At 43.0% G+C, this 26635-nt stretch carries 41 protein-coding genes; 2 read left to right on the top strand and 39 right to left on the bottom strand.

The genetic code is table 11. The features are described 5' to 3' along the window. Nucleotide 1: 1 nt before the first annotated feature. The gene (locus tag MHH93_RS07830) at nt 2-775 is read left to right on the top strand and encodes a sporulation protein (RefSeq protein ID WP_500053577.1); all 774 of its coding nucleotides are present in this window, start codon (nt 2-4) and stop codon (nt 773-775) included. A gap of 147 nt (nt 776-922) precedes the next feature. On the opposite strand, the gene MHH93_RS07825 is transcribed toward MHH93_RS07830, so the two are convergent. Together MHH93_RS07825 and MHH93_RS07820 are read right to left on the bottom strand one after the other, a co-directional pair. Then, nucleotides 923-1207, bottom strand: a complete 285-nt coding sequence (locus MHH93_RS07825) for a hypothetical protein (protein WP_500053576.1) — start codon at nt 1205-1207, stop codon at nt 923-925. A 27-nt stretch (nt 1208-1234) separates the two neighbouring features. Beyond that, nucleotides 1235-1804, bottom strand: a complete 570-nt coding sequence (locus MHH93_RS07820; protein WP_500053575.1) for a DMP19 family protein — start codon at nt 1802-1804, stop codon at nt 1235-1237. A 211-nt stretch (nt 1805-2015) separates the two neighbouring features. Between MHH93_RS07820 and MHH93_RS07815 the strand changes: the two genes are divergently transcribed. Next, nucleotides 2016-3173 (top strand): glycosyltransferase family 4 protein, encoded by a 1158-nt coding sequence (locus MHH93_RS07815; RefSeq protein ID WP_500053574.1) that lies wholly within the window; start codon nt 2016-2018, stop codon nt 3171-3173. Nucleotides 3174-3444: 271 nt separating this feature from the next. Here MHH93_RS07815 and MHH93_RS07810 read toward each other — a convergent pair whose 3' ends face one another. From MHH93_RS07810 to MHH93_RS07630, 37 genes are all read right to left on the bottom strand, one after another. Beyond that, nucleotides 3445-4116, bottom strand: a complete 672-nt coding sequence (locus MHH93_RS07810; protein ID WP_500053573.1) for a DUF3298 and DUF4163 domain-containing protein — start codon at nt 4114-4116, stop codon at nt 3445-3447. Then, nucleotides 4103-4642, bottom strand: coding sequence for an NUDIX domain-containing protein (locus tag MHH93_RS07805; RefSeq protein WP_500053572.1), 540 nt, complete (start codon nt 4640-4642; stop codon nt 4103-4105). Before MHH93_RS07805 ends, MHH93_RS07810 begins: the two co-directional genes overlap by 14 nt. A 53-nt stretch (nt 4643-4695) precedes the next feature. Further along, complete coding sequence (locus MHH93_RS07800) at nt 4696-5358, bottom strand: HAD family hydrolase (protein ID WP_500053571.1); 663 nt, start codon at nt 5356-5358, stop codon at nt 4696-4698. A 35-nt stretch (nt 5359-5393) separates the two neighbouring features. After that, on the bottom strand, nt 5394-5564 hold the full coding sequence (locus MHH93_RS07795) for a YHYH domain-containing protein (protein ID WP_094030640.1): 171 nt from the start codon (nt 5562-5564) through the stop codon (nt 5394-5396). A gap of 108 nt (nt 5565-5672) precedes the next feature. Further along, the gene (locus MHH93_RS07790; RefSeq protein ID WP_500053570.1) at nt 5673-6449 is read right to left on the bottom strand and encodes a Cof-type HAD-IIB family hydrolase; all 777 of its coding nucleotides are present in this window, start codon (nt 6447-6449) and stop codon (nt 5673-5675) included. Nucleotides 6450-6545: 96 nt separating this feature from the next. Then, on the bottom strand, nt 6546-8108 hold the full coding sequence (locus MHH93_RS07785; protein ID WP_500053569.1) for a PH domain-containing protein: 1563 nt from the start codon (nt 8106-8108) through the stop codon (nt 6546-6548). Further along, nucleotides 8105-8602, bottom strand: a complete 498-nt coding sequence (locus MHH93_RS07780) for a PH domain-containing protein (protein ID WP_500053568.1) — start codon at nt 8600-8602, stop codon at nt 8105-8107. The genes MHH93_RS07785 and MHH93_RS07780 overlap by 4 nt, the downstream gene beginning before the upstream one ends. 142 nt (nt 8603-8744) lie before the next feature. Beyond that, complete coding sequence (locus MHH93_RS07775) at nt 8745-9323, bottom strand: GNAT family N-acetyltransferase (protein ID WP_500053567.1); 579 nt, start codon at nt 9321-9323, stop codon at nt 8745-8747. 27 nt (nt 9324-9350) lie between these two features. After that, entirely contained in the window at nt 9351-9773 is a 423-nt protein-coding gene (locus MHH93_RS07770; RefSeq protein WP_500053566.1) for a YhfM domain-containing protein, read from the bottom strand. A 97-nt stretch (nt 9774-9870) separates the two neighbouring features. Continuing rightward, the gene (locus MHH93_RS07765; RefSeq protein WP_500053565.1) at nt 9871-10551 is read right to left on the bottom strand and encodes a zinc dependent phospholipase C family protein; all 681 of its coding nucleotides are present in this window, start codon (nt 10549-10551) and stop codon (nt 9871-9873) included. A 131-nt stretch (nt 10552-10682) separates the two neighbouring features. Further along, nucleotides 10683-11462 (bottom strand): hypothetical protein, encoded by a 780-nt coding sequence (locus MHH93_RS07760; RefSeq protein ID WP_500053564.1) that lies wholly within the window; start codon nt 11460-11462, stop codon nt 10683-10685. 107 nt (nt 11463-11569) lie between these two features. Continuing rightward, the gene (locus MHH93_RS07755; protein WP_500053563.1) at nt 11570-11728 is read right to left on the bottom strand and encodes a hypothetical protein; all 159 of its coding nucleotides are present in this window, start codon (nt 11726-11728) and stop codon (nt 11570-11572) included. Nucleotides 11729-11901: 173 nt separating this feature from the next. Beyond that, a complete protein-coding gene (locus MHH93_RS07750) occupies nt 11902-12492 on the bottom strand; it encodes an HD domain-containing protein (RefSeq protein WP_500053562.1) in 591 nt (196 codons plus the stop codon). 95 nt (nt 12493-12587) lie between these two features. Next, complete coding sequence (locus tag MHH93_RS07745; RefSeq protein ID WP_500053561.1) at nt 12588-13349, bottom strand: aminoglycoside adenylyltransferase domain-containing protein; 762 nt, start codon at nt 13347-13349, stop codon at nt 12588-12590. Nucleotides 13350-13380: 31 nt separating this feature from the next. Next, nucleotides 13381-14274: a PhzF family phenazine biosynthesis protein gene (locus MHH93_RS07740; protein ID WP_500053560.1), complete on the bottom strand. Its 894-nt coding sequence runs from the start codon at nt 14272-14274 to the stop codon at nt 13381-13383. Next, complete coding sequence (locus MHH93_RS07735; RefSeq protein ID WP_500053559.1) at nt 14267-14932, bottom strand: Type 1 glutamine amidotransferase-like domain-containing protein; 666 nt, start codon at nt 14930-14932, stop codon at nt 14267-14269. The genes MHH93_RS07740 and MHH93_RS07735 overlap by 8 nt, the downstream gene beginning before the upstream one ends. A 20-nt stretch (nt 14933-14952) precedes the next feature. Beyond that, nucleotides 14953-15495 carry a GNAT family N-acetyltransferase gene (locus tag MHH93_RS07730; RefSeq protein WP_500053558.1) on the bottom strand — a complete coding sequence of 181 codons (543 nt, stop codon included), beginning with the start codon at nt 15493-15495 and terminating at the stop codon, nt 14953-14955. A 30-nt stretch (nt 15496-15525) separates the two neighbouring features. Next, on the bottom strand, nt 15526-16038 hold the full coding sequence (locus MHH93_RS07725; RefSeq protein ID WP_500053557.1) for a nucleoside deaminase: 513 nt from the start codon (nt 16036-16038) through the stop codon (nt 15526-15528). A gap of 23 nt (nt 16039-16061) precedes the next feature. Continuing rightward, complete coding sequence (locus MHH93_RS07720) at nt 16062-16205, bottom strand: hypothetical protein (protein ID WP_500053556.1); 144 nt, start codon at nt 16203-16205, stop codon at nt 16062-16064. A 20-nt stretch (nt 16206-16225) separates the two neighbouring features. After that, nucleotides 16226-16792, bottom strand: a complete 567-nt coding sequence (locus MHH93_RS07715; protein ID WP_500053555.1) for a histidine phosphatase family protein — start codon at nt 16790-16792, stop codon at nt 16226-16228. 51 nt (nt 16793-16843) lie between these two features. Next, nucleotides 16844-17029: a hypothetical protein gene (locus MHH93_RS07710; RefSeq protein WP_500053554.1), complete on the bottom strand. Its 186-nt coding sequence runs from the start codon at nt 17027-17029 to the stop codon at nt 16844-16846. Nucleotides 17030-17044: 15 nt separating this feature from the next. Continuing rightward, complete coding sequence (locus MHH93_RS07705) at nt 17045-17542, bottom strand: YcxB family protein (RefSeq protein ID WP_500053553.1); 498 nt, start codon at nt 17540-17542, stop codon at nt 17045-17047. A gap of 39 nt (nt 17543-17581) precedes the next feature. Next, nucleotides 17582-17833 carry a DUF7660 family protein gene (locus MHH93_RS07700; RefSeq protein WP_500053552.1) on the bottom strand — a complete coding sequence of 84 codons (252 nt, stop codon included), beginning with the start codon at nt 17831-17833 and terminating at the stop codon, nt 17582-17584. A gap of 46 nt (nt 17834-17879) precedes the next feature. Further along, on the bottom strand, nt 17880-18722 hold the full coding sequence (locus tag MHH93_RS07695) for a P-loop NTPase family protein (protein ID WP_500053551.1): 843 nt from the start codon (nt 18720-18722) through the stop codon (nt 17880-17882). A gap of 208 nt (nt 18723-18930) precedes the next feature. Beyond that, the gene (locus tag MHH93_RS07690) at nt 18931-19290 is read right to left on the bottom strand and encodes a hypothetical protein (protein ID WP_500053550.1); all 360 of its coding nucleotides are present in this window, start codon (nt 19288-19290) and stop codon (nt 18931-18933) included. Nucleotides 19291-19527: 237 nt separating this feature from the next. Beyond that, nucleotides 19528-19875 carry a hypothetical protein gene (locus MHH93_RS07685; protein ID WP_500053549.1) on the bottom strand — a complete coding sequence of 116 codons (348 nt, stop codon included), beginning with the start codon at nt 19873-19875 and terminating at the stop codon, nt 19528-19530. A 197-nt stretch (nt 19876-20072) separates the two neighbouring features. After that, the gene (locus MHH93_RS07680) at nt 20073-20585 is read right to left on the bottom strand and encodes a helix-turn-helix domain-containing protein (RefSeq protein WP_500053548.1); all 513 of its coding nucleotides are present in this window, start codon (nt 20583-20585) and stop codon (nt 20073-20075) included. Between the two features lie 240 nt (nt 20586-20825). Next, complete coding sequence (locus MHH93_RS07675; protein ID WP_500053547.1) at nt 20826-21275, bottom strand: hypothetical protein; 450 nt, start codon at nt 21273-21275, stop codon at nt 20826-20828. Between the two features lie 15 nt (nt 21276-21290). Next, nucleotides 21291-21701, bottom strand: coding sequence for a hypothetical protein (locus MHH93_RS07670; protein WP_500053546.1), 411 nt, complete (start codon nt 21699-21701; stop codon nt 21291-21293). After that, the gene (locus MHH93_RS07665) at nt 21698-22144 is read right to left on the bottom strand and encodes a LytTR family DNA-binding domain-containing protein (protein WP_500053545.1); all 447 of its coding nucleotides are present in this window, start codon (nt 22142-22144) and stop codon (nt 21698-21700) included. Before MHH93_RS07665 ends, MHH93_RS07670 begins: the two co-directional genes overlap by 4 nt. A gap of 207 nt (nt 22145-22351) precedes the next feature. Beyond that, the gene (locus MHH93_RS07660) at nt 22352-22852 is read right to left on the bottom strand and encodes a hypothetical protein (RefSeq protein ID WP_500053543.1); all 501 of its coding nucleotides are present in this window, start codon (nt 22850-22852) and stop codon (nt 22352-22354) included. Nucleotides 22853-22877: 25 nt separating this feature from the next. Next, nucleotides 22878-23381, bottom strand: a complete 504-nt coding sequence (locus MHH93_RS07655) for a DUF4188 domain-containing protein (protein WP_500053542.1) — start codon at nt 23379-23381, stop codon at nt 22878-22880. Between the two features lie 33 nt (nt 23382-23414). Further along, nucleotides 23415-23867 (bottom strand): hypothetical protein, encoded by a 453-nt coding sequence (locus tag MHH93_RS07650; RefSeq protein WP_500053541.1) that lies wholly within the window; start codon nt 23865-23867, stop codon nt 23415-23417. Between the two features lie 399 nt (nt 23868-24266). Further along, complete coding sequence (locus MHH93_RS07645) at nt 24267-24962, bottom strand: hypothetical protein (protein WP_500053540.1); 696 nt, start codon at nt 24960-24962, stop codon at nt 24267-24269. Nucleotides 24963-25073: 111 nt separating this feature from the next. Next, nucleotides 25074-25472, bottom strand: a complete 399-nt coding sequence (locus tag MHH93_RS07640) for an NUDIX domain-containing protein (RefSeq protein ID WP_500053539.1) — start codon at nt 25470-25472, stop codon at nt 25074-25076. A 169-nt stretch (nt 25473-25641) separates the two neighbouring features. Beyond that, nucleotides 25642-26052, bottom strand: a complete 411-nt coding sequence (locus MHH93_RS07635; protein WP_500053538.1) for a hypothetical protein — start codon at nt 26050-26052, stop codon at nt 25642-25644. A gap of 24 nt (nt 26053-26076) precedes the next feature. Beyond that, nucleotides 26077-26598: a GNAT family N-acetyltransferase gene (locus MHH93_RS07630; protein ID WP_500053537.1), complete on the bottom strand. Its 522-nt coding sequence runs from the start codon at nt 26596-26598 to the stop codon at nt 26077-26079. Nucleotides 26599-26635 lie beyond the last annotated feature (37 nt).

Below are 26635 nucleotides of genomic sequence, written 5' to 3'. Positions count from 1 at the left end.
CATGTCATTTTTCAAGAAAATGTTAGCCAGTGTGGGTGTTGGAGCAGCCAAAGTAAATACGGAATTGCATACACCAGAGGTCACGCCTGGAGGGATCATCTCGGGGGTTGTGTACATTGAAGGTGGAGATGTGGAGCAGAACGTAGATCGAATCTATCTTTCAATTAAAACCCATTACATACGGGAGCACGATGATCGCAAAGTAAAAGAAACAGCCGTTATAGCCAAATATTTGCTCACTGAAGGTTTCACATTACAGCCTGGATCCAAATTGGAGAAAGACTTCTCATTTGACCTGCCTGAAAACCTGCCAATTACACTGCATCGTGCAGAGGTCTGGGTAGAGACGGGCCTGGATATCTCAAGCGCCGTAGATCCCTCAGACCGGGACAGACTGCATGTTGTTCCTAGCAAAGACATGAAAACTGTGCTCGATGCGATCGATATTCTTGGCTTCAAGCTGCGTGAAGTAACCAACGACTATGCACCGAAGCTGGGCGGAAATCTGCCATTTGTGCAGGAATTCGAATTCGTTCCAACAAACAAGTTCCGTGGTCATCTGGATGAGTTGGAAGTACTGTTCTATCCGATGGGCGATTCGCTCGAACTACTGTTGCAGATCGACCGCCGCGCTCGTGGGCTCAGTGGAATATTCTCCGAAGCCATGGGTACGGATGAAAGTTTTGTCCGCCTACACCTGTATGAAAGACATCTGGCGCGAGGTGCGCATTCTGTCGCTCAAGGACTGGAAGAAGTCATTTCCAAACATATTTAGTCTGTGAAAAAAATAAAACCGTCCTCTATCAGACAGTTCTGATGAAGGACGGTTTTTGATTTTCGGAGTAATAAGGCTTCGAAGTTCTCCCCATACAAAGACAGCTTAAGTACTTGGGACAGTCATGGAGCTCATGTAGACAAACCTTCAGGAACGCTGTGTCCAGCGCTGCATTCCTAATCGAAGACCGTAATATGCAGCGGCGAGCAAAATGAACCCGGCAAAAGCCATGATCATGGTTGTTGTATCCCATCGAACAATGGTTCCAAAAGCAACCTTGGATTGCAATGGCGTACCGGATGAAGCAGTGTTCATTAGATCTGGTACATAATTCTTGGTCGTAATCATACCTTGAAGAACATTCCATGCTACAAAACCGATGATGAATAACAAAGTAACCAGAACGGATTCCGTTGCTAATCTTTTGTTCATGTGTGTCATTTCGCCTCCTCTTCCCATTCAATTAGACAAGAAGTGCTGCATCTCCTTTTTCAAAAGATCTTTGTTGGCATCCACATACTCATACAGCAAGTCGAAGCTTTCCTCGTTATCCGCTTGCATGCTTAAATTCGCAGCTTCCAATTCAATCTCCTGCAATATCTCATGAATCTGTTCCCCGTGTGTTTGCAGGCTTGTCGTGATATCGTCTTCGGACAGGCCATTCACATTATCTCGTAATTGCCCGTGCGTTATGCCGCTTTCGGACAACTTCTGCTCAATCTTCTTGAGGATCACAGCATCTGCATCATTGCCGATCCGCTCCATCGCTGCTATTGTCTCAACCAGATACTGCCCGCTGGCATTCTCAAGGAAACCGGTCATGCCGTTCATGGACAGCTCGGTATCCAGATCGATGATCAGAATGATATCTCGCAGCACATGCGGAAGTTCCGGCCCACTCTCTCGAATTGTTGCAAATTCAGCCCGATAAAGGTCCATGGCTATACTCCCTACCACCTCTTCACCTGACATCTCATCAAGCTGATCGAGGGGTAACAACTCCTGCAGTTCTTCTTGTAACTTGTTCATCTTTCTCTGCCTCCTGTATCTCTCTGTCTATATACGCCGACACGTTATTACATCATAGCAGAATACGCTATACAAGTTGAATGCTTAGAAAATGGTTCTTGCAACCTGTTATCAAATTTACAGGGAATATCGCCAAGTTAACGTGCACTTGACCTGTGGAAAATGTTCCGCTGTTATGATCTTGGCATCACGAGTCTTGGGAGGGGTATTGATGCGCCTGGCCTTGTTCACAGACACCTATCTTCCGGAAACCAATGGTGTTGCTGGCACGCTGCACCGCTTAAGTAACCACCTGAACCGCAGAAGAATTGAACATCTGCTGTTTACGCCGAACTCCATCATCGAAGGAAGCCATGAGACTCAAGTCGGATCGGTTGCCAACATTCCTTTTTTTCTGTATCCCGAATGCCGCATTGCGTTACCCAACAGAGCAAATACTCACAAGCAGCTAAAAGCCTTTCGGCCCGATCTGCTGCATATCGCCACGCCTTTTAATATGGGGCTGCTTGGTCTGAGGTATGCACTCAAGCATTATACTCCCCATGTAATCTCCTATCACACCCACTTCGATCGTTATCTCGAATACTACCGGTTGAAAAGCATGATTCCGTTCTACTGGAAATACATCCAATGGTTCCACCGTGCCTGTGATGCTACACTCACGCCATCGCAGGAATCGTTGAACACATTACAAACCCAAGGCATTCAGCGTCTGAAGCTCTGGTCCCGCGGAATTGATTGCAAACTGTACTCCCCTGATAAACGCAGTTCGGCTATCCGTGAACGATACCACATCACCGCTCCCCTGATTCTACTCTACGTTGGACGCATTGCCCCGGAAAAAGATATCGCTACGCTCACCACTACCATGCAGCAGTTGCCCCAGGAAATGCAATCCCGTGTACATTGGATTATCGTTGGCGACGGTCCTTCTATCCCCAAAATGCGTCTGCAATCCCCACCAAATGTTACCTTCACAGGGTATATGCATGGGGAAGACCTTGCTGTTATGTATGCTTCGGCAGATCTGTTTGTGTTTCCTTCCTCTACGGAGACATTTGGCAATGTGGTGCTGGAAGCGATGGCTTCAGGCCTTCCTGTCGTAGCGGCTAATGCCGGGGGTGTAAAGGATCTGGTAGCCCACCACCGTAATGGTTTATTATTCAAGCCAGGTCAGGCTGATGCACTGATTCGGGAGATATGTCTCTGGGGGAATCATAAGAACCAATTGCAGATGATGGGATTGGAAGGCAGAAAGCTAGCTGAGCAGCGGTCGTGGGAACATATCTTTGATACACTGATCGGGGATTATGAAGAGGCTATCGAACATCGGAACAGACCAACGAAAGATCGAATTATTACAGCGTAATCAGATGTCCTGAGGTTATCCAAATGAATCAACCCGGCTCAATCTCTGCAAAGTTAAAACGTTTCGCCTGTTCAGGCTGCCACAGCATATACACTATGCTGTGGTCAGCCTGAACAGCGAATACGCTGAGCGTTAAGGTGTGATACCAGGAATCAGATTTCCATTCTGACGCGAGGTAACCGTGTTCCACACATCATAGGAAGTCTGCATTGGACGAATAGAAAAAGACATGATCTTATTGAACTGGATCATGCCTTTTATTACATACGATTTATTGGCTGAATTTACTGAACGGAACTTTGATATCTACAAACCCTTTAGCGTAGGGTGCAACCTCATAAGGATGGAATCGGATGACGATGCCTTCATCATATAAAAAGAATTGAGATGTTTGATCAAGCTGAAAATCATAAATATTTTCTTCAAAAATAGAAACTCCTGCATTATACATAGCTAACAGACTGTTGGAGATTGATTTCTCTACCTTCTCCATCTGAGTATCATCTGTAACATACTCGCTTAACTTCAGTTCTTTCCCCGTTCTTAAATCATAGTTATATGATGTTGTCGCATCCATTCCATGTGCTCCACCAGTGTACACATGATCTTCATACACCACAGATAACTTTTCTTTTGCATTGTATTTTACACTGGCCATGGTAATGTAGAAATAATTTTTGTTTGATCTCTTTTCTTCTTTATCCAGGCGAGCTGCCTTTACTGCGTGGAGTTTTAATGTCTTGTTCAGCCGATCCGTCACAGATTTCTTTCCACCTGTTAGATGTATGTATGGCTGTCCTTTGTAATATTGAACCTTCGATTTCACTGTAATCGTGTTGCCTGCCTCTACATGACCAATCGGAAGAATGATAGCAATTAATACAGTGATTAACAGGTAATTTATCCATCTGAATTTTTTTATTCCAGCTCTATATTTCAACACTATTGATGATCCCCTTTGGTTCAAATGATATCGTTTCCTGCATTCTGTTCCATATGACCTGCGGAGTGCCCTTTAGGTCTGTTCCGCTCTGAACGTTGCCAATCCAGATGTCTTCTGCTCCAGGGTGTTGTAAATAGTGCCTGAGCGTCGCTTTGACCAGAATGGACGCATGCAAATCCAGTACCTCATCCTGTGGTATCCAAAATAACTCACCTTCATCGGAGGGCACATAATGTCGATGCTTCGTCTCTCCGAAATAGACAAACTGCTGCCAAATCTCACCACCGCTAACCTCTAACAGAATATATCGAAGCCGAAAGTGTTCAACATCCGCTTGCTTGAATCCGGTCTCTTCTTCAATCTCCCGATAACTGGCGGTCATGGGTGCGTTCAGTTCCCCTTGTTCCAGATGCCCGCCAATGCCACCCCAGAATTCAAAATTGAACAATCTGCTGCTCGCCTTCTTCATCATCAGCATGTCTGAGCCATTGCTCAAAAACGCTGTAGCCATCTGTCTAATCTCCATATGTTCCTCCCTTTTGAAACTGTGATATTAGATTTTACTTATATAACCGTCCTCTAAAGCCATTCCTTGAGCTCCCTTAGATGTTCAATTGTATGTAAAGGACTAATCGTGATGCTGTCCTGCCAAGGCTGGTTGACCTTCATCCAGATGGTGCTCATGCCTACGCTTGCTGCTCCTTGAATATCGTTCACTGGATGATCGCCAATATAGATACACTGCTCCGGAGTTAGACCGAAATGATCAAGTGCAAGCTGAAAGATGCGTGGATCAGGCTTTTTGACTCCTGCCTCTTCTGAAACAATAATATGGTCGTAATCATCCCGGATACCGAGTTGATCGATTTTCCCATACTGAATATCGGTCTGCCCATTGGTGATCAATCCAGTTCGATATTTCCCCCGCAGATGATAGACGACTTCTCGCGCCTCTTCCATTAGAACTGAACTTCTCACATATTCTCTGCCATAGAACTCCATCAGTTCTGCATGTGGCGGATGTTCTGCCCAAGGTAATTCATGCAACAGCTCGTTGAACAGGAGGGGCTTGTCCTTATAACCGTCCTGATCGAGTTCAATGATTCGTTTGCTTATATCTTCAGTGGACTCCAGATGACCAAAATAAGTCTTAATCAAACTTTGCGTGAAGCCGTCAAAGGTCATCGTTCTGTTCAGAATTGTATTGTCCAAATCAAAAATAACTGCTTTAATATGATTCATTCCTCTTCCCCCTGTTCAAGAATGTAAAGCAGTGCTTATTTTTTCTTTTTATGATAGTGATAACCCGTGCACAGACCCTTTTGTTTGGATTTGGCTGAACAGTTATGTCCACCGTTCTTATCCAGTCTGCCTGGATGAGCATAAGCGGAAGAGGATACACCAACAAGTACGACAAGAGACAAGATTACGATAACAACCTTTTTCATAAGTCACCCTTCGATCTACACCCTATGCTTTAGGGCTTAATACGTGCTATATCATTCTACATGAAAATCCACAATTGGGATATCCTTCATCTTTTTTTACGTACATTCTTATAACATTTTAAATTGCTTCAATGCATGGGTGACGCCATCTTCACTTGCCCGCAGGGTGACATAATCGGCGCTTTGTTTAATTCGTTCTCCGCCATTTCCCATCGCAATTCCGATTTCGGCGTACTCTAGCAGATCCACATCATTCTCTCCATCGCCAAAGGCCATCGTCTCTTCTCTGGTTATCTTCAGGTATTCGAGGACTTTCCCTGCGGCTATCGATTTGCTCACTTCGCTCGCTTCCAGCACATTCACTACATAGGGATGGAACCTCACAAATCGTAAGGAAGGAAATTTGGATTGGAATTTCTTCGTCTCCGTTTCATCCGCATATAAACAAATGCAGAATACGTCCTGATCCAACGTGCTGATTTTCTCCGGGAAATCCATGAGTCCTAGCGTATCTCTTAATGCGTCAGTAACACGACCATCTGCTGTACACAACCCGTTCGTCTCAAATGACTCTGTAAGATATGAAATACTGTGCCCATGCAGCTCGGCAAACTCACTAAATGCTCTAACCATCTGTGCTGAAAGTACAGACTTATGTATCACATCATCACCTGCTTTGATCAATGCTCCATTAGCCGAAATGATCGTCTCGATTCCGAGATTTCTGAATTCTTCGCATAAATTATAGGGCCTGCCTGTGACGAGTACGACTTGAACGCCTTTACGAATCAATTCCCGGATCGACTCTGCTGTACGCGGTGATAAACTCCGATCTATTTCGCTCAGCAATGTACCATCCACATCAAAGAACACAGCTTTCATCAAAATATCCTTCCTCCTCTACCCCGCTTCCTGGGACTTCACGTAAAAAGAGCAAGCACAGAATAACCTGATGTGGTCTTCCTGCACTTGCTCTTGCGATTAACGGGTCTGAACATCTTGGGTACGTCCCATGTACCAGGATTGAAATGATTCCGCCGTATCCAGGGGAATGTCATGTGCCCGATGATGCAGAACAGGTTTGGCACGGTTTACGGTATGAATGGAAGCCACACCGAACCAACGCTGTAACACATTACGGGTGATCTGCACTTCGATGACTTTCTCACGTTTGGAGATGAAGAGGGTTGAAGTGAGTGCACCGGTTCGAAGTTGAATGAAATTCTGATTCAGAATGTATCGGGTATGGAAAAAGTCCATCACTCTGCTTGTTGCAATCCACACGAGCAGAATCGCAGAAATCATCCACCAGGCATGCTTCTGCCCAAACACCAATGGTTTGAAGTACCACAGTAAACCTGTGATCACAATCCACCCCCAGCTTGGTTTAAACAGGCGCAGACATAGTGATATTCTCGGAAGTTTTTCCATCTCCTGCGTCACCTGATAGGATGGTAGTATCTCTTCAATCATGGTATAAGCTTGCTTCACCGGCAAGAAGGGATAGAGCGAGTTTACCTCCTGTTCGGATTCCCCCAGACTACCTGCAGTGGTCAATTCTACTTCCGCTAGTCCAAGCAGCCTTTTCATCGGAGACTGTGTAATTTTTACGGCCTGAACTCGTTCTTTCAGGATTGAAAATGACGTTTGTTCCATCACGCCCTTCGAGATATAGATCCGCTTGGCATCCGAGGTGATCTGGAAGTTTCCATACTTCACAAAGGTTCTGACAATCCCCAGAGCGATGGATATGATCAATAAAACCAAAATCATCAAACCGGCAATCCACCAGGAATCAAGCCAGGTTAAGAATAAACTTTCCGTTACTTCTTCATCGGGGAAGAAATCTTTCACCCAGGAATAAAGTGTGCCCAGAACCGGAATCAGTACGAGAAAGCTGAGCGAGGTAAACGACGCTTTGATTATATCCTTGCGGGTCGAATGATAATGAACAACCCGTTCTTGTTTCTCTTTTGCAGGCAGAGCCATGGCTTGATCGGTTATAACAGGGCGGGAGTGCTCCACTCCCTCTTCCATATCCCTAACTGCATCCAACGGTTCATGTTCCTCTGTTGCTTCTACAGTTTCTGCATCTTCTGTCATATAACCCGCCACAATCTTCTCCAGCTGTTCTGCTTCAGAAAGTGAAACAACATGTAACTGAAAGGTAGCATCTTCTCCCTTAATCCCGGTCTCGAATCGGATCGATGTCACGTTGAACAGACGGTGAAACAGAGTCGTGTGGCGATTCACATTTTGCACTTTGGTATATGGTATCGTTCTTCGAGTACGGTTGAACACCCCACTGTAGATGTGAAAGGCCTTATCGTCTGCAGCATAACGAGAGGTAAACCACTTCCAGATGATTGACACGATGCCGATGGAGATACCTGCATAAAAGGCGATCCTTCCATAGAAAAGCCATTGAGACTCTGAGCCCTGACGGAAAACAAACAAAAAAAGGATGATGGCAAACGAATTCTTCACCAGTTTCCACAGACTCCACAGTATGGTTAATGAATGATGTCGCTTCATATCGATCATTCATCCACCTCATTAATACGTGCATAAGACGCAATCTGATGACGGAGCGCAAGCGCGACTTCCTCGGGCAATGCCGGGATTTCATGCGATGACCCCATCGTGCCAACCGATACGGAATAGAGTCCATATTTTCGCATCAAAGGTCCCTGATTAGTTGTAACCGATTGTATCTTAGCCATGGGGATGATCTGATGTACCTTGGTTAGCGCCCCACGCTTCAATTGCAGAAACTCCTCGTTCACATCATAGTACCAATGCTTATATAACCATGCAGGCTGGATGAAAATATCCCACGCCGCATAGAGCACGGATATGGCCGTAACCCCCCACAGGATCCAACCGACCCACGTCTTCCATCCATAGATGGAGTCGAGTATTAACAGTACGGCAAGGATCAGGAAACCTATGGCATTCCATAGGATGGCGCTAATTCTCCATAGATTTACCGCATGAGGGGAGAGCCGTTGCTCGGGTATCTTCCATTGGATTGACATATGTTCACTCCTTTTTCCTTCGGCTACATAAAAACAAACATAATACACTGTACGAATAATCGTCTACGATCGATGCAGAAAGATTCACTTAGTAAAAAAGATGACCCCTGTAAAGTACAGGTCGTCATCTCTTTATTTGTAATCAAAAGCGGGCTTTTTGAACAACCTCTATAAAATCCTGTACTTTACACAGCCAAATCATATGATCTTTTCCTTCACCCCAATAGTTCTTCACTACGACATAGGGTTCACCGAATTTGCGTTGCCACTTCTTCTGTGCGATTTGATAGCCGCTATCCAGGCAGAATTGTTTAATTCTACGCCGCTGAAGCTCAGTAACCAGTGCGAATATGAGCGCCGAACCAATCCCTTGCCCTTGAACCTCGGGCATCACGTAAAGGCTACCCAGCTCTCCAATATCATTCAGCCTGCCCTCTGTACATTCTCGAATCTCCTCACCACAAGGTCCATACGAGATTGCGCCTACAATGGACTTACCCATTTTGGCCACGAGGAAAAATATATTTGCTTCCTTGTTATGATCTGGCTGCAATGCAGTGTTAATTAATGCTCTCTTATGTGCTATTTCATCCTGGATATCATCCAGTAGCGAGCCTATGCCCTCCTGTTCAAATGCTGCCGGGATCGTTGTCTCGAACACCTGATACGCTCCATCTGCGTCCGATCGTGTCAATGGTTCAATGGTAATTTTGTCATCCACAGGTTCTTCTCCGTTCCATATACCTTCTTAATCTGTACGTCGCTGAATCAGTCTTCTTAGTTGATTCGCATCCTCAAGAGCAATGCTATATCCAGTATGCGTGTCTTCCTCGTTTACTAACAGTCCTTGCATCTTGGGATCCATTCCTAATGAAAAATCATACCGGGTAACCGAACCATCTGCATTATTAATACTCATCTTGTACTGTGTACCATAATCAATAATACCCGGTATACGCTCTGCCTTATGTATGGCCTCCATCATGATTTGAATCTCGTCAGGTCGATCAAACTCAACATCTTGGCATGGTTCAGAGGCGAGGTTGGGATTACACGTTAAAGTGATTAGTACAGGAAGCCCTTCTTCCGTGTTCGATTCATTCGGTTGACTGCACCCTGCGATGAACGTGGCAATGACGAATACGAGCAACACTCCTACATATCTCACCATACTGCGTGCCCCCCCTGACTTCGTGTTAAATACAAGTGATGAACAGAGAAGTTATAAATACAGCATCTAATGACTCAACTGCACTAACTATCTGTAGTCATATCCAGTTACGTAACTCCGGGTCCCATGAAGACAACAAAGCGCTCAGTCGCTCTACGGTCTCTTCCACAAATACCTGAACTCTCTCACCCGTAATGAACTCAGGAGTAATTCCAGGTTCTTCCCCATTCAGAAAAGAAAACGTGTGGTCCCTCCAACGTACAATCTCATCAGCAGTTAAACGATCCGTCATGTCATAACCTGGTGAGCTGTTGAGCACCCGCCATACCTCTTCACTCCAACTTGTACCTCTGTAGAGATTGAAATCGATCTGGTCCGTCTCCTGATAGTATAAACGCGCCAGCTCTTCCTTGGATCTACTTCTACCCATGGACAAGTCTGCCTTCTTGATCCGTTCTACGAATTCAGGATGCACGCTCCGGAACCAGTAATAATCGGTCATCACATGCATAAAGTACCCACGAACAAACCACTTCCATCCTTCTTCTGCACGTTGTTGCATATATAATGAGTAGCGTTCTTTCAGTCCTCCAACGTAATCTCCATCATCTTTCGGGTTAAAATGGGTGTATTCCTTATCCTCTCTGGTTGTGCCTTCACGCATATGTATGGAATCCGGGGCGATGTTCCCCAGATAGAATGAACCTCGATCAGCCTGCATTTGCAGCGAGTCAGCAATCCGATTAGCAATATTGAGATGAACCATGGGTAGCGGCATAGAGTTGATCTCCTTTTATCGGGAAGTATTCTACATTAATTAAAAAACGATATACCTACTGGTGGAACGTACAGATCACTGGAATAGTGTGACTCCGCTATGTTTCACCTTTTTTCACCGTAGATACGTGATTAGTCCTGTATTCTCTCCGCTTGCATTTGATCAAACAATTGCTCCAGATCCGTATGGTACTCCGGGTGCTCCTTCACAAGCAGACTAATATATTCCGACCCACATTCATAGAACATTAAGCGGTTAAACGGGGCTGTGTCTCCCATATGATTGCTTTCCTGTCCGAATTTTGCCCGAATCAGATTCTCAATATAACGTGCGTAACCCTCGTTCCACTCCAACCAACTCCAGTACTCAGCTTGTTCTTCAGTTAATGAAGTAAACAACGCCTTTCTAATTGTGTGTACTTGTGTTAGGTCTTCACTCTTCAAAGCAGACAACAATGAGTTAATCCGCTCCACAACGACTGCATCTTCATACGGAAATTCATAATCCAGTTCCCATGTCACACGCTTCAGTTGTGTCATTTTATGCTTAATCTGGAGACGGTTCACGATCCGTTCATCGTATTTCTCATATACATAGCAGTGAACATATTCGTGGAATAGATAAACTTTCTGCTCCAGGTCTTTGAACGCTGCGTCCGTTACAATCGCACACATTCGTCCGTCCATATGAGGCACTGGCATGGCTGCAAGGCATTCATCTGGAATATATAAATCGTCCGGCACCGTCTTTACCCACTCATATTGCTGAGTCTTGGACGAATAATCATAGATATATAATAAAGCTTCATGGGCGACAACCACTGGATAATGTTCTGCAAACAGAGGATGTAGGCTAACCAAGTCCTTCTGAAGCTCGTTTAACTCGTTAATTTGCTCTAAAAAAGCTTCCATGTTGTGAACCTCTCTTTACTGGAATGATGCGTTAATCATACTAGATCAGGAAAGATAAAACACTGAGAGAAAAATGATAATTCTGTTCGAATGTGATCCGGTGAACATTAGAACCGCTCTCCGCGTTTCTCATACAGATAGATATCCAGTGCCTGAATCCCGCGCCGAGCCAACTTAATAAACAGGATCAGCGCATACACACCGAGTCCATATAACAACACATTAATCAACATAGCAAATATCGTAATCATAGAACCAAACATCATAATTATTCCTCCTAATTAATTTATTAAATTACCACTTCCTATTCTAGCATATTTTTCCTCAGTTAACTTTTATGGTGGATGTAGGGGTATTAAGTGTGTTTATCCGTTGAAACTAAAAAATCTTCCGTACCCGTACGAGAAGGGTGGAAGATTTATATGGATCAGCTAGACTCTTATGATTTTCTCAAGATTCCCTGATCCACGGAGCTCTGAATAAGGTGCTGCGCATACTCCCACAATGTCTCGGAACCGTTCGCAATCTCACGGTTTCTGTTTAACACCTGTTCACTTGTAATGTTATATTTCTGCCACGTATCACCCTCATTCTGATGGTTATGGATAATAGGCTGCAACCGATCGAGAGAAGAGGCAAATTGCGCTTCAGGCGTCTGTTTTACTTCAAACTCCAACCATAATTGGAGTAGTTCTTCAGCCTGTTCCTTAGGCAACATACCAAACAGCCGATGAGCGGCTTTGAGTTCACGATCATATTTATCCGTATTCCCCACCGTATCGTAGGCAAAGGTATCTCCGGCATCGATCTCAACCAGATCATGAACGAGAAGCATCTTAATGACTTTGAGCATATCAACATCCTTGTTGGCGTGACTCTGTAAAACCAAAGCCATCATCGCCAGATGCCAGGAATGCTCTGCATCATTTTCAAGTCTATCACCATGGATAATTCTAGTCCTCCGTTCAATCGTTTTGAGTTTATCAATCTCAATGAGAAATTGAATCTGATCCTGTAATGAGTCGCTCACAGCACATCCTCCTTCATGTCAGAAATCAAATCTGATATTCATAGATTCTCGTCTCTTCATCATCAAGCAAATATCCTTTGCCGATATAGGCAATGTTAATCTCCCTTCGCTTGGATTTGATTCAACATATATTCCGCATACTCCAGAAGTAAGGCTTTACTCAAATTCACATTCTCCAGATCACCATTGTACTTCGCAAGGCATTGTGAGATGACATCTGTGTATTTCGAAGGAAGGTTTGTACGTGCCCATTCTCCTGCTTCTCGTTTGGAGTGAATGACTGAATCTCTCACGTACAAAAGAACACGGCACAGACTCAGTACATAATAGACTGGGTTGTCCACAATTCCCTCCAAAGCTGAACTCGCGTCCGATGTGATTGAAGCAATCATATGTTCACGATTTTCCGGTTGGAACAGATCCTTAATGGGTTTACCAGCGAGTACAATACCTCGATCATAAATGACCGCCATATGAGCTACCAGATCCGGATCTTCATATCCACCACATAGATATTGCTCATCGGTTCGATACTTCTCCCGGTGATAAGCAGAGTAATGAAACTCGAAAGGAGTTGGGTATGCCATAGCAACAACTGTAGATTCCAGTACGATACTGAGTTCAAACCCTTTCGTAATGCGCATCTCATCTTCAATCTGCATCAGCTTTTTTGCAATCCTTCGATAGGTGTCGGCAGATCGCTTTTCCCGGCTAACGACCAATATATCGATATCACTCTGATTCGGATGAAAGCAACCCATAGCCATAGAACCGTGTAGATAGATTCCCACCAAAGCATCCGTTAATTCTTCTTTCAAGACACGAGTAGCGCTATCTAAAACCGTCTTTTCATTCAAAACAACAACAACAACTCCTTTATGTATATGATCAGGTATCCAATTCAACGTTCAGTTCACGCACAAAAACAGCTGTCCCCTTCATTCTGACATCCATATCCTCACCGTCCCGAATCACGCTCACTTGAACCTTTCCATCTCTTCCAATCTCATGCCCTTGCTCTACTACAAACTGTACCTTATCGATCTCCGGTTTCACATAGGTTAAATAATAAGCACCCATCACCCCGGAGGCTGTTCCAGTCACTGGATCTTCCGTTGTCCCTGAGTAAGGGGAGGAAAAATGTCTGGCATGCATCATCGCATTGGAATCACGGGTTTCGAAACAAAAGGGATGCAAGGAGGCTTTGGGATTCTCAATTAAAATTCCTGGGAACAAGGAAGAATCCGGTTTCATTTTCATAAAAGACTCTAATTTACGAATGGGAATCAATAACGTCCAGGTTCCCGTACTCCCATAAACGATTGGCGTAGAATGGTCCACATCATCCAAACTGAGATTTATGGCGCTTACCAGCTTCTCGATATCCCCCTGGAACGGTATAAACTGCGGTTGATCCTGTTTCATTTCCATGTAAATGGTGTCAGCATCGCGCTCAAATCGTATAGGTAATGTTCCTACATTGGTTTCAATCGTGATTAACTCTTGGTCACCCAACATACCACGCGTCTTCAAACCATACAGTGATGCCATTGTGGCATGACCACACAGATTAATCTCATGGCCCGGTGTAAAATAACGTAATCGGACGTCAGCTATTTCAGAGTTCAACACAAATACTGTCTCATTAAAACCAACCTGATAAGCGATCTGCTGCATCTCCGCCTCACTGAAATGATCAGCATCAAAGACCACTCCCGCCGGGTTACCTTGGCCGGGAACTGTGGTGAAAGCATCATAATGATAGACCTTAATATTACTCATCACTTGACCCACTTTCTCTGTAATCTACGAGACGCACATTTCCATATAACTCTACGCTTTCACCATCAACTACAAGCCCGCCACCATCTTGGCACGCATAGACCGTTGTACGGTTAACGCGCGTATATTCTTTTAATGAATTCAGGGTATCTTCCGAACCATCCCAATGCGGTGCAAACTCAAAATCAACAAGTCCCAGTGCTTTCATATCTTTTAGATCTACATTGTTTTCATCTGCATCTTCCCCATACCCAGCGATCTCTATGGTAGGTGTCGTCAGAATACTGCCTGCGCTGACCCCGATCAGCATGCCGCCACTCTTCACATAGGAATGCAGCAAACCTAGCACATTTCTCTTCTGTAATAGACTTAGAAAATAAAACGTATTTCCGCCGGATAGATGTATCGCATCACACTCGAAAATAGAGCCAAATGTGCTCTCCTCGTACTCCAGATCAAGATCATAATAGTGAATGTTATCTATTCCTATTTGATTATAGTAACGTCTAGTGTGCTCAAAATACCTTCGCTCCGGGTCGGAACATGAAGGAATATAGCCAATGGATGGCTGTTCACTGTGGAATATGCTTCGTATTTTTTGATTCAATTTATCATTAGATTCGAAGACCAAATCACTTAGCAGAACCAACGTAGTCATCTTATTTCCTCCCGTACCAATTAGACTGTCTTAAACTCTCTATCCAAAATTGAGAAAAAATATTGGTCTGTCCACTGATTGTTCCACCATAGTTCTTCCTGGAAGACGGCCTCCCGTGTCATACCCATATGCTGCATCAGTGCTGCTGAGCGGACGTTTTGTGAATTACACATGCCGACAACCTTATGAGCTTGTAACCCTTGAAACGCAAAGTGTAACAAAAGACGTGTAGCCTCGCTCCCATATCCGTTGCCTGCATATTCTGAAAGTACTGCGAATCCAAGTTCCCAGCTTTTTCGGTGATCCACGTAACTCCACATCTGAACAATACCAATGGGTGTATCTTCCGGATCATTCAAACGGCGTATAACAAAATCATAGGCATACGGTTTCTCATCTGCGACAGCAAAATGGCTGCGATATTTCTCACGGACCTTTTCCTCATCCGTCTCAACAGTCTCCTCAAAACTCCATATGCTTGCATCACATTCCAGTTGCCCTATGAAGTCGAGGTCTTGTTCTGTAACTGTTGTTATTTTGATCTTCTGTCCCACAAATTCCATGTGGATTTATCTCCTTTCTTTGGATTATGATCATTGCTTAGGAATCTCCCACTCTGTATGAAGCACCCCTCTACCAATATTCCATTTGGCGAGCAACGCTCTTTGTCTATTTTCCAAATCAAGATAGGGAGCCGCAACACAGGATAACGTGTCAAACATATGGATAAAATGAGGCCCTTCCTTGAACCGTCGAAGCCCGCCGTACTCTTCATCATCCGCTGCCCATACAATCTTTTTAATTCCCGACATTAATATGGTACAGGTACACATAGGACAAGGTTCACAGGTAGTATAGAGTGTCAGATCGTTCTTCGTGTATCTCTTCTTCTCCACATCCAGCAAATGTTGTCCAGCCCGACGAATGGCATCCACTTCAGCATGTGCGGTGGGATCACAAGCAGAGTAGACCCGGTTCCTGCCTTTACTCACGACATTCCCATCTACATCAACGATTATCGCACCAATCGGATACGTTCCTTCAATCAGTGATTGCTCTGCTTCTTCCATAGCCAAAGTTAAATATTCATAATCCGATAACTTCATTGAATATCCCCCCCTAAGTACAGTTATAGTCGCTTATACAGCAGATTGCTTCTCCATAAATTGGTTACATCCGGTTTAGCAAAGTGTTCATACACAACCTTTCGGTCCGCAATGGTTAACTCCCGAAGGTGCAATCGTTCAGTCTCTATACTAGGAAAATAAGTCATGACCGGATCTCCTTCACTCGTTAAACGTTCCTCATTGTGTACTGACCTGCTTCACCAAGAAAATCACTTCTGGTTAATCCTATTTCTCCAAGCAACATCCTGTAGCTTGTAATCGTGCCATCGTGGGAAATGATAAACGTATTGCCGCTATGTTGCCTGCACCATTCCAGAAGATGTTCAGCTAATATCTTGAATCGACATGCATCCATCTGATTAATACTTTCTTCCCAACAATCCAGCCCCAACTCAACCATTCTTATGCCAGGATACTTATGGCTGAGTTCTTCCTTGGAATAGATCTGATCGCAGACAAGAGGAACAAACTCTGGATTCTGAGGAAACATTCTTGGGCCAACCAGCGGGCTGAACATTAGATTGGTATTTTGGGCTAAAAGGAGTGCCGTTTCAATCGTACGTTGGGTTGGACTCACCAAAATGACGTCTTCAGGCGCAACAATCACTTGTTTACGCAATCCTATAACCTGACTTTTTCCCAATTCAGTGAGACCAGGATGCAGGAAATTTAATTGATTAGGGTAATCTACCAAGTGTTCACCGTGACCATGCCGAATAAATGTAATGTCCATAAGCCCTCTATTCCTGAAGATGCTCAACCGATATCATTTTTTTCTAAATACTCATCTTGCTGACCATCCCTCAGACACTCCATCTATAAATCCTGTGACGAATGAAAAAATAACGAGTCCGAGCAATAAAATCAAACTGGCTATACCCCATTTAAGCAATAGTTTCCTTTTGCTTTTTGCACCAATCCCTAACAACAGTACTGTTACAACAATCAATGCTACTTCCAACAAAACCATGCAAATAAACCTCCGTTATGTATTATGCTGAGCAGTTTTCATATATGTTCTGACCTGTTCTGCAAACCGAACTGCTTCCGCCTGCGTTTCAAAAGATCGTTTCGGAATCACATGTGCACTTGCCTTATTAATGAAAATAAAGAAATATTGTTTGGTCTCATTGAAGCTCTCCAATCCTTTCCACTGCGTTGCACCTGAAGTCATATCATTGCTCCAGCGAATTTCCTGCTCTGAGATTTCAAGCTGATGATCACCCAGTATGCCCTTGCTCTCACGTGCCAATTTCTTAATTTTCTTTTTGGTTCGTATGTAGGTCATACCATTGGCAAATATACTGCAAAGCAGCGCAGCAATAATAGCTTGTATCCATGAAAAATCAAGTTGTCTAAATATGATTGCAATAGCCACAGGCAGCACACATACAGCGATCAGCACACCTTTCCCATACAGTTTAAACATCGCAAATTTGTTCATTTGCCAGTAATCTTCTTCTGTCAGCTGAATATGCATCATGTTGCTAACTTCCTCCACTCGTTATAATCTAGTCTGATATTACTCATAAATCTTGCCCATATACATGATCTGGGCACATCTCATCCATGGGTTTTCCGGCTTCTGATAATGGATTAATCCTTCTACCGACGCTTGCCCCCACTCCGCTGCTGCTTCCAAAAATGACGCTATTGAATCATTCTGCCATTCATCTGCAAAATCTTTTCGATCCTTGGCTAATTGATGCAGGAAATCCATAAAGGTCACTTCATCTTCGACTTCATTTACAAGTTCAAATAACGTTTTTTTCATGTTGTTTAGTTCACCTGCTCTCGATGATAATTCTCGCACCGTAAGGTTACTTCAGAATCTTTTCTAGTTTCTGTCTACAAACCTCGCGGTCATATTCCGAGTTATCCAGCCATACCTTATCCACTTGAAGTAAGCCATAGATTTCGGACTCCAACCTCTTTCTTTCCTGCAAAACCTGTACCGTACCCTGAACACCATGATAACCTTGCGCTTGCCCAAAACCCTGATTTGTATAATAGTTAATAAAACCTTCTGACCATTCCTTCGGTCTTTCACGAACTGCCTTATCAAAGGTATAGGATATATCTTTCTGGTCGATATAGATGAGAAGCGGATTCAAAGCATGAATGATACGCCCCAATTCCAATACATACTGCACATTCTGCTCTTTGGATTGATTGCACTTTACGAAACCCATGGTTAGTGGATTCTGGATAAAACAACACTCAAATATCGTGATGCACTCATCCTTCGTGCTTAACACGTTTTGGGCAAAATCTTGCCACTTCGCGGTGATCAGCTTCACATTTTGCTCAAAAGGAATTTCGTAAATATCTCGGCTGAAAATATCCTGTACAATGTGATCGGGAAGCTCTATTCCCCACTGTTCTCTCATCTTACGATAAGGAATCAGCAAACCATCGCCATGGGTAGTCGCATTGCTTACCAGAATTTCTCTATACTCTTCATATTTTTTCAATAAAATTTCAAAGTCTCCAGCATAATAAAAAGATACGCCCTCGTAATCAGCAGGGTGATCCAGATTTCCTTCTTGAAATAGTTGTACCTCTTTGCCTTGCCCCTTTAAAATTTCGGATACCATTTGGGCAACTGTTGACTTGCCTGAACCCGGTAATCCTTCAATCAGTATTAATCGCCTTGTCATCATTACATTCCCCTTTATGATGTGTGAAGATATGGATCTCATATGTGTCAGACACTATGTTATTAATCAATATCTGCAATAACCCATTGCGCAGAATCGCCATCTTCTTTCTTTTTCCAAAACACCATCGTATTGCTATACTCTTCGTCGTTCTCATTTAACTCGTTAATCATCACCACTGCCTGATAGAGCTTCCTTTGCTCCTGTATCGTTATGTCGCTATGGAAGTAACCTTGAAAATTTTGTATCTTCCCATACCCAATATAGGAGATTCAGGATCAATCAGACTCATATATGCTGCTTCATCCTTCTCGTATAAATAACGCATGCGGGCATTCATCAGTTTGACAATTTCCAATTGATCCCCGTTATAGTTTGTTTCATCGAGATACTCTGGTGGAGTGTCTTCCTTCTCTTGGGATGTCGATATTTCTTCATTCTGTTGTGTCTCATTTTCTGTGACATTTAAGGTTGAGGAATCTATTGTTTGCTGTGCATCGTCAGTGTTTCCCTGGTTCTGACAAGCCACCAGAAGTAAAAACAATAATGAAACTAGGATTAACTTTTTCATATTCCGTCCTCCAATCAGCAATCGTCTACATAAGAAGACTTCCTATCTATGTAAAATTTTCTCTCAAGGTACATCATAACCCATAATGTGGGATTTGCGAACGAACGAAATTAGCCATTTCTGCACATAAGGCATCTCACGCCAAATCACGCTTCTCTGCACAAGTTACATCATGCATAGAGCGTGGATATCAGCAGAACTTTTTCCTAACTTTTTAACTATCCATAGTGAATCTAACTATCTATTAAATATCATTTTCATTATGCCAACCGCTTCAATCCGGATTTCTTTTTCTTCATGATCCGAGAAAAGATAACTATACGTTGAAAAGATTCCCATATGGCGTATATGTCCACCTTTGTAATGAAGCCTCTTTTCGTCACCGTCGATTGTCTGCGTAAACGTATTGCCTTCATTCACATTATACGAAGCATGGATGCCATGTTCACTTGATAGCCAGGCAACAAAATCCTCTTCGTTTGGATTGGTCATGACTAGAATAACGATCAGAACAACCAACACAACCATGGCCGTTCTTGGTCCTGCGCCCCTCTTTACGCCATGCTGTGAATATTCACGCCTCATCGAATTCACCCCGTTTCTTGCGACTTAACCCATAGGTTTTCCATTTGGTGAAATTATGCTTCCAATATGTGATGAGCACTTCATTATGATTTTGATATCTTCAAAAACAAATGGATAACTCATGAAATATGAACAGTCTACAATCTACAGATTGCTCATTGACTTTTCAACTAACGTTTCCCGTTAATTAAGAAGAGTCAAACTTTATGGTTCTGTATAGTTCCTTTAGAAAAAAGAAAAGTTACCTCTAAATCATTATCCCCTCTAATTTCATCTATAGTTTTTGAAATCATATGGGAGTACCTTTGATATAACCAGTCTGTGGTAAACTGATCTTGACCTGAAATAATGAGGGTGTTGTCAATTTGAATTGCTTTAGTATCTGTAAACCACCTATCAAAGCTTGGCTGAGAGATTTGGTCTTTTATTTTTTCTAGAACTGATTTCCAAATGTCGTCCTTGTTATTAAGTATGTTCTTTCTACTTGTATGAGCATCATTCTCTTCTTGAGTTAGGAAATAATCGACTGTATTATTAAATATCTTGGCTAATTGAACTAATATATCAATATCAGGTAAACATTCACCTCTCTCCCACTTTGAAACAGCCTGATGACTAACTTTTAAAACCTCACCAAGTTGTGTTTGCGTCATGGATAACTCTTTACGGTTCCTTGCTATGATCTCCCCGACCCGCTTAATATTTATCATTGTTTCACCTCCTAAAATGAATAGTAATTCAGGAACTTATTTATGTATATCAAATTGTGGTTGAAAATACTCTTCAAATTGCAACTCATAGTTTCATTAAACTAACCTGCCAGTTAGTTTAATAAAAAAGACAGCCGATTACCTGCAGACTGTCTAAATTTAATTAAGTCGTCCTAATGAGGACTCAAGGCCAACTTATGCTTCCAAATACATTGAAAACACCAACTTAATATAATGTTGTCAGGCAAACTTGGCATAATCCTCTCCTTCCAGTAAGCTGTTTAACTCGTTTATTCTCAGACACCGTAATATCGTTTGTAGTCCAAGACCCATTCTTGAGAAATTAACAAAATCATACGGCTCGCATTGTCTAAGGCACAGCAACTCCTTGTTCGCCTGTTCCCCGTCCATCTTTTCCAGATAAAACAAGGTCTCCTTATATCCTGCACCACATAATAACTGCACATCAATATAACTGCTCGTATCCTGATTCTTTTGTTTGGCCTGCCAGATCAGCGTAGTGTCCTCTACATTCCCAATACAGAACAACATAATGCACAACAGTTTCAGAACTTCGTTATCCTCTGACTGTCGGTTCTCTATCTCTTGGTGTAGCAGCTGTCGGATGTCCTTCCGGTTAAGCTCATCAGGTTCCAATCCGTACAGCTGCAACAGTTCTTCCTCGTTCATACATGCACTCCCTGCCTACTTGAGAATGTTATTTAACTCTTCCGCTTTTTTCCTGCTATCTATTCTAGCATAAAAATAAAAAGCGATGATGTGCAGCACGATGGATAATAACCACATGCCGGGGAACCAGGGAGCGATGAACTGGAACATGTCTACCGAGAATAACCATACCATCGCCATACCTCCTGCAATATTGAATGTGGAAGAGATGACGATATTCCATACCGGTTTTAACGTAAAATGGTTCCATAGTAGGTTATACATCATTCCAAACACTATAGCAGCAATGAAAGCAATACCAGCTATGTTCCATAAATAGGACATCTGAATGGGCAGATCTCCAAAGAATATGGTTGCCAAGAGCGTGACCCATAGCGTCATTATAGTGAATACTTGAAAAAAAGAATGTCTAAGTTGAGTAATCATGATAATTTCCCCCTAAAGTTTTTAATATAAAATCGGCTGACGAAGTAACTGGAGCTATCGCTCAGGTCAACCTTAATTCGGGCATGATCTGTTGCAGAGAATGCGGTGATGTACCGAGTATTGATGATGGTCTGATTATTGATTTTCACAAAATGAACGTCATCCAGATCCTCCTCCACAAATTTCAGACGTTTAGGTAGCAAGTACCTCTCACCTGAGATCACCCGGACACAGCACATCCGATCCTCTGATTCAAAGGCAACCACCGAGCTCAATTGAATCTGTATATTGCGATTATTCTTGGCATGGATGACCGTTAATTGAGTTTCCGATTCGCAGATCGCCTTCTGAATACGATCCCACTTCGACTTCTCCTCTGGATGTGTAATGACCTTGGCTAACCTTTTTTCAACAGCCGTATCCTCTTCAAAAATGACTTTCATGTGTTGGCCCTCCTCTCACAACTCATATTACAAGCATAGTTACAACAATCCCACTGTATTGCGTTTTGTTGCAGGATTTTGCAAGTTTGTTGCATCGGCACTATGTAGACAATAAAAAAACCACTCCGTAGGAGCAGTTCGTCTATGTACTCATCCAGAGTATTCAAGGCATGAGCTATTCTTCTTTTATCAAGGTGCTGCCTTAACCTACTCGATCTCCAAATACATCTCCTGATTTTGCAGGATCATCTCGTTCATGTATGCAATAGCTGCTTGCGCCACGGTCTGATAGTTCGCATACAACACCTCTGTTCTCTGAAGCAAGATCGGGTCCTTCTCCAGATCAGTTGCCAGCACCTCACGCCACGCTTCACCCACTTTGTTTTGGTCCGTAATCAGACATTCAATCTGGTCCAGTACGGTCACCATCTCATCTAAATGAAAAAAGCGCATCCCATTTTTAATCCCATTCCAACTTTTGATCTGAGTGATGTTACACGCCGAAAACCAATAAAATTCTGCCAGACTCTTCGTGTGATTGTGATAGGAATAGAACAGAAATAATGCTTGTTGCCCTTCGTTTAACTGTCGGTATAGTTCTGTTTTTGCTGCCATATCTCTGCCCCGTACCGAAACAAGCATGGGTTCAACACACAGCCAGCTAAGTTGCTTGGAATGTATATCTTCTGGTCGAAGTCCAGCCTTCATAATATGCTCCTCTCTATTCACCACTTTATGGATTCTCTGGTGTTTCCACTGCCGGTTCATTCTCACCGCCCATTCGGCGTCTGGATGTCTCCATTTTCCCTGTCGAAGGCACATGTTCAGACGCTTTAGCTAATCCGAATTCGGGCATGTTGGCGTATATGGTCTCGAAGGAACCCGATTGAGCCTTGTATGTTTCGTGATAGATCCCTACTGTTCCATCGGAACCAATGGAGCGGTTGAATCTTTTCCAGGCTTCCAAGTGCAGTCCGCCCCGTGCGTATTTCTCCAATTCATCATATGACCGCCAATATTGAAGTAACGTCACCCCACGCCAGCTTATAAAATACTCTGTACTCAGAAATCCGGTCTCCGGATTCATATACAGCTCTTTAATCATCGGGCCCATGGACTGTAGAACAGGCAGCCATTTATGTATAGCCCACAGACGATTAATCCTCATTCCGATGATAAAAACAACAAATTCTCCCTCGATCTGAGCTGAATATCTGCCTTTATATATGTTGACCACGTCACTCCTCCTTCTCGTCATAAACTTTCAATTTCATCGGATCTGGACGACCCTTCCTATCCGCTCATAGGCATTCAGAGGGAAATCAAAACTCCACCGTTTGTGATATTCCTCCAGTCCCAATTCCTTCATTTTGCTCAGTTCTCTGTAGAACAGCTTAGTCAACTTGACCAAGGTTAACTCCTCGGACATAAGTAAACGGCCCTTTGTGACGGCTTCCGGGCTAAAATTATCACTCATCTCATACACCATGAATTGAACCATCGTCTGTGATCGTTTCTTAATCCAGAATCGATACTCCCCAGGTTCGGTCTGCATGGTCATGGTTACCTCTGTGGCTCCCTTATGCAATGCAACGAATTGACGTGCTATATCCTCAACCGCATCCGACAAAAAAGACACGGGAATCTCAATCTGTTCTCCTTGATTAGGTTGAATCGTAATATCCAGCCACCCGTGCTGCTCAAGCGTCATAACAATGTCCATAGTCATCCTCCTTGATGTGATTCTATGATGCAAGATTAACTGGAGACGATACCTTTTCATTACATTCTAATTTAAAATTAGGTGAATTGAGGAGCAGGAGACGTGCTTTCAATTTGTGTCCACGTGCCTTATGATCATGTTTGTTTCTCTGCTATAAAAACTCTTACAATGCTGGTCGCGTTGTTAAATTTCATTTTGTTATTCTTCTGTTGGTAGTCCCACCCTTGTCTTATAGCATATTGAATAAGGTTGGATATCAGTTTGGGTTCATAGACAAATATATCCCATGTGTCTTCCCAAGCCACATCGAACTCTATAAAAGTAGATTTAAGCGCATTCGAATAAATCCGAATGATGATATTGTATGCTTGCTCATCCACAACGTACAGGAAGAGTGCATCATTCACTACAATTTTGCGGACTTGTTTCCTGTATACCTTCAGACATACTCCTCCTTACTTGGGCATTGCTGAATAAAGCTTCATACACGTTCCATTCCGTATACAATTGTTTTAGGGCTAATCCTGTTGTATGTATGAACTCTTCCATAGCTTCCATGGATATAATATTGTAGTCACCCGAAGGTTCGTTGTCAGGGTTAGCCAAAAACTCCAGTTTCTCTCCTCTATACTGATACACCTCAGCTTCCAGCAATCCACCTAAATTAAATGCTCTCCCCACGTTCAGCTCATTTAACCAATCGTTAGCCTTGTTCCGATTCCGTAAAATCATAAACTCCAGCTTCTTAACATCCTGTGTATATACGCTTCTTCCATTGGGGTGGACTTCATACGCAGGGTAGATATCGAATGTCCACACGCGATCCGTATAGATGTGGGCGATGTAACCGCACAGATATTGCATGAATTTGGGATCACTACAAGCTAACGGTTTGTTTGACTCAAAAAAGACTCCAAGTTCTTCGTCTGTGGCGAACCTTCCTGCCTCTCGCATGAGATGGGTTTTTGCCTTTTCGGTACGAAGATTGGTTCTTACATGGATGGAATCTGGAGCGAGGCTTCCTAATAACAATTCAGGGGATGGCTCGGAGATCAATTCGGATGCAATTGCAAAATGAACCATAGGCCAAGGCAATATAAAAACTCCTTTCGATATCATGTAAACGACTGTATTAACGCTATCACTCGCGTAATAGTTCAGACTCTCCTTGCTTCAAATCTACAAATATGGGCTTCTGCACATTGTTTATTGTGGAAATGAAATCTCATCAAGATATCTGAAAACAAGCTGTAATGACTCCTTTTGTTCATCTTCAAATAAGAGAGTTACTTGATCATCACAGAGTTTCCCATCCAACTCCGCAATAACGTCAAATAAAAACATTACAAATACTACTTCATTTCCATCCGGATACGTATAGTGCATTCTCTCGCCCGTATAGATGGAGGACAATTTATAAGAAGTCACGTCAAGCCCTGTTTCCTCTTTCACTTCTCTAATCATGGTTTCTTCGATTCGTTCACCTGGCTCCATACCCCCACCTGGTAATCCCCAATCTCCATAATCTGATCTCTTTTGTATTAGAACCCTTCCCATATGATCTCGAATAATAGCTCCACCCGTAACTACAATACGACTAGTCATATCTCTGCCCCTCTCTGTTGAGTTGCTTCTGGTGGTCCCCTTACACGATCACTCCCATTGACTCCTCTTAATTCATCATAACCCATGTATTGGTAAATGAAAATTGAAAAAAATCCTATCTACCTCCCAAATCAGGAGAAGCAAATCGGACCTGAAAAATTCATAACATTTAAAGAACCTTACGTTTTCTCAGAAACTTTGTTCCCTCTTTACGATACATTTCTATAAATTCATTGGTCACATGATCATGCCTCAGTGCCCCCATGTAATCTATTCCAGGTTTCTTCGGTCTATAATCTGAATCCACCGTGTAGATATTGAAGTGCACCTCATCTTCGTCATCTGACACATCTGTATTATCAAAAAGTGAAATCACTTCATCTTTGCCGAGAAACCTAAATGGAGATTCCTGACGCTCTATAATATAAAAAGGAAAGGTGATGTTCCCTATCTGAATGAATTCCTGGTATTTCTTAAGCTCGTCAGGTATTAGATCCATGTACTGTCTAGCTACCTCTTCTGCCTGAAACACACCAGAAATCCACTTCAACTTCCCCTTATTTGCTACGATAATATACAAGCTAATCACCTTCTAAGTTACATATTATTTCGCTCTTCCATGCATAAAAGTTTGGGACAAAATCCGGTGGCTGCCAGCGATGTTGTCAATCTCAATGTTATATTCAGACTCCGTATATTCAATCTGATGATGCTCATAATACTTTTTCCAGAACGAAACTGCTGCCGCATTGTTAGCCAGCTGTTCTACTTTGAATGTACCCTGAAACTGAGCAAAAACCAAGTCAACTGCTTGTGCTGCCAGTCCCTGTCCGCGATACTTTTTGACCAGAAATAGCTCCTGCACGGTATAATCCACATCTTCCGGCACATATGGAGGTGAACACACCAAGACGAATCCAATCACTTTCCCTTCATACTGAATCAAAAACGGATGCAATTCATCGCGTTCCAAATATAGATACGTGTTGGTTGGATCGTATGTACCCTCTGCCAGCAGATCTTCGCCCGAGAATTCGGACAGATCATATAAATACAAGTTGTACAGATTGAGAAACAATTCCTTTTGTTCTGCCAAAATACTCGTAATTTGTACATTCATCTTCATTGCACATCTCCCTTAGTTAATGGGTTAGTTCCAAAGC

It is taken from the genome of Priestia sp. FSL H7-0729 (assembly GCF_038005685.1).
Taxonomy (GTDB): Bacteria; Bacillota; Bacilli; order Paenibacillales; family Paenibacillaceae; genus Paenibacillus.
The sequence above is the reverse complement of the archived record's forward strand: the minus strand, read 5'-3'. Positions and strand labels throughout refer to the sequence as shown.

What these genes read in the sequence shown, in the direction of transcription:
- MHH93_RS07755 (WP_500053563.1), bottom strand. Translation starts at nt 11,728, where the DNA reads ATGATGTTTGGTTCTATGATTACGATATTTGCTATGTTGATTAATGTG.
- MHH93_RS07815 (WP_500053574.1), top strand. Translation starts at nt 2,016, where the DNA reads ATGCGCCTGGCCTTGTTCACAGACACCTATCTTCCGGAAACCAATGGT.
- MHH93_RS07660 (WP_500053543.1), bottom strand. Translation starts at nt 22,852, where the DNA reads ATGAAGGCTGGACTTCGACCAGAAGATATACATTCCAAGCAACTTAGC.
- MHH93_RS07705 (WP_500053553.1), bottom strand. Translation starts at nt 17,542, where the DNA reads ATGATGCATATTCAGCTGACAGAAGAAGATTACTGGCAAATGAACAAA.
- MHH93_RS07760 (WP_500053564.1), bottom strand. Translation starts at nt 11,462, where the DNA reads ATGGAAGCTTTTTTAGAGCAAATTAACGAGTTAAACGAGCTTCAGAAG.
- MHH93_RS07675 (WP_500053547.1), bottom strand. Translation starts at nt 21,275, where the DNA reads ATGAACGAGGAAGAACTGTTGCAGCTGTACGGATTGGAACCTGATGAG.
- MHH93_RS07765 (WP_500053565.1), bottom strand. Translation starts at nt 10,551, where the DNA reads ATGCCGCTACCCATGGTTCATCTCAATATTGCTAATCGGATTGCTGAC.
- MHH93_RS07695 (WP_500053551.1), bottom strand. Translation starts at nt 18,722, where the DNA reads ATGATGACAAGGCGATTAATACTGATTGAAGGATTACCGGGTTCAGGC.
- MHH93_RS07805 (WP_500053572.1), bottom strand. Translation starts at nt 4,642, where the DNA reads ATGGAGATTAGACAGATGGCTACAGCGTTTTTGAGCAATGGCTCAGAC.
- MHH93_RS07770 (WP_500053566.1), bottom strand. Translation starts at nt 9,773, where the DNA reads ATGGTGAGATATGTAGGAGTGTTGCTCGTATTCGTCATTGCCACGTTC.
- MHH93_RS07730 (WP_500053558.1), bottom strand. Translation starts at nt 15,495, where the DNA reads ATGGAATTTGTGGGACAGAAGATCAAAATAACAACAGTTACAGAACAA.
- MHH93_RS07785 (WP_500053569.1), bottom strand. Translation starts at nt 8,108, where the DNA reads ATGATCGATATGAAGCGACATCATTCATTAACCATACTGTGGAGTCTG.
- MHH93_RS07640 (WP_500053539.1), bottom strand. Translation starts at nt 25,472, where the DNA reads ATGACTAGTCGTATTGTAGTTACGGGTGGAGCTATTATTCGAGATCAT.
- MHH93_RS07830 (WP_500053577.1), top strand. Translation starts at nt 2, where the DNA reads ATGTCATTTTTCAAGAAAATGTTAGCCAGTGTGGGTGTTGGAGCAGCC.
- MHH93_RS07650 (WP_500053541.1), bottom strand. Translation starts at nt 23,867, where the DNA reads ATGGACATTGTTATGACGCTTGAGCAGCACGGGTGGCTGGATATTACG.
- MHH93_RS07800 (WP_500053571.1), bottom strand. Translation starts at nt 5,358, where the DNA reads ATGAATCATATTAAAGCAGTTATTTTTGATTTGGACAATACAATTCTG.
- MHH93_RS07725 (WP_500053557.1), bottom strand. Translation starts at nt 16,038, where the DNA reads ATGAAGTTATCGGATTATGAATATTTAACTTTGGCTATGGAAGAAGCA.
- MHH93_RS07630 (WP_500053537.1), bottom strand. Translation starts at nt 26,598, where the DNA reads ATGAAGATGAATGTACAAATTACGAGTATTTTGGCAGAACAAAAGGAA.
- MHH93_RS07690 (WP_500053550.1), bottom strand. Translation starts at nt 19,290, where the DNA reads ATGAAAAAGTTAATCCTAGTTTCATTATTGTTTTTACTTCTGGTGGCT.
- MHH93_RS07780 (WP_500053568.1), bottom strand. Translation starts at nt 8,602, where the DNA reads ATGTCAATCCAATGGAAGATACCCGAGCAACGGCTCTCCCCTCATGCG.
- MHH93_RS07680 (WP_500053548.1), bottom strand. Translation starts at nt 20,585, where the DNA reads ATGATAAATATTAAGCGGGTCGGGGAGATCATAGCAAGGAACCGTAAA.
- MHH93_RS07795 (WP_094030640.1), bottom strand. Translation starts at nt 5,564, where the DNA reads ATGAAAAAGGTTGTTATCGTAATCTTGTCTCTTGTCGTACTTGTTGGT.
- MHH93_RS07740 (WP_500053560.1), bottom strand. Translation starts at nt 14,274, where the DNA reads ATGAGTAATATTAAGGTCTATCATTATGATGCTTTCACCACAGTTCCC.
- MHH93_RS07670 (WP_500053546.1), bottom strand. Translation starts at nt 21,701, where the DNA reads ATGATTACTCAACTTAGACATTCTTTTTTTCAAGTATTCACTATAATG.
- MHH93_RS07715 (WP_500053555.1), bottom strand. Translation starts at nt 16,792, where the DNA reads ATGGACATTACATTTATTCGGCATGGTCACGGTGAACACTTGGTAGAT.
- MHH93_RS07720 (WP_500053556.1), bottom strand. Translation starts at nt 16,205, where the DNA reads ATGACTTATTTTCCTAGTATAGAGACTGAACGATTGCACCTTCGGGAG.
- MHH93_RS07700 (WP_500053552.1), bottom strand. Translation starts at nt 17,833, where the DNA reads ATGAAAAAAACGTTATTTGAACTTGTAAATGAAGTCGAAGATGAAGTG.
- MHH93_RS07825 (WP_500053576.1), bottom strand. Translation starts at nt 1,207, where the DNA reads ATGAACAAAAGATTAGCAACGGAATCCGTTCTGGTTACTTTGTTATTC.
- MHH93_RS07685 (WP_500053549.1), bottom strand. Translation starts at nt 19,875, where the DNA reads ATGAGGCGTGAATATTCACAGCATGGCGTAAAGAGGGGCGCAGGACCA.
- MHH93_RS07710 (WP_500053554.1), bottom strand. Translation starts at nt 17,029, where the DNA reads ATGGTTTTGTTGGAAGTAGCATTGATTGTTGTAACAGTACTGTTGTTA.
- MHH93_RS07665 (WP_500053545.1), bottom strand. Translation starts at nt 22,144, where the DNA reads ATGAAAGTCATTTTTGAAGAGGATACGGCTGTTGAAAAAAGGTTAGCC.
- MHH93_RS07820 (WP_500053575.1), bottom strand. Translation starts at nt 1,804, where the DNA reads ATGAACAAGTTACAAGAAGAACTGCAGGAGTTGTTACCCCTCGATCAG.
- MHH93_RS07735 (WP_500053559.1), bottom strand. Translation starts at nt 14,932, where the DNA reads ATGACTACGTTGGTTCTGCTAAGTGATTTGGTCTTCGAATCTAATGAT.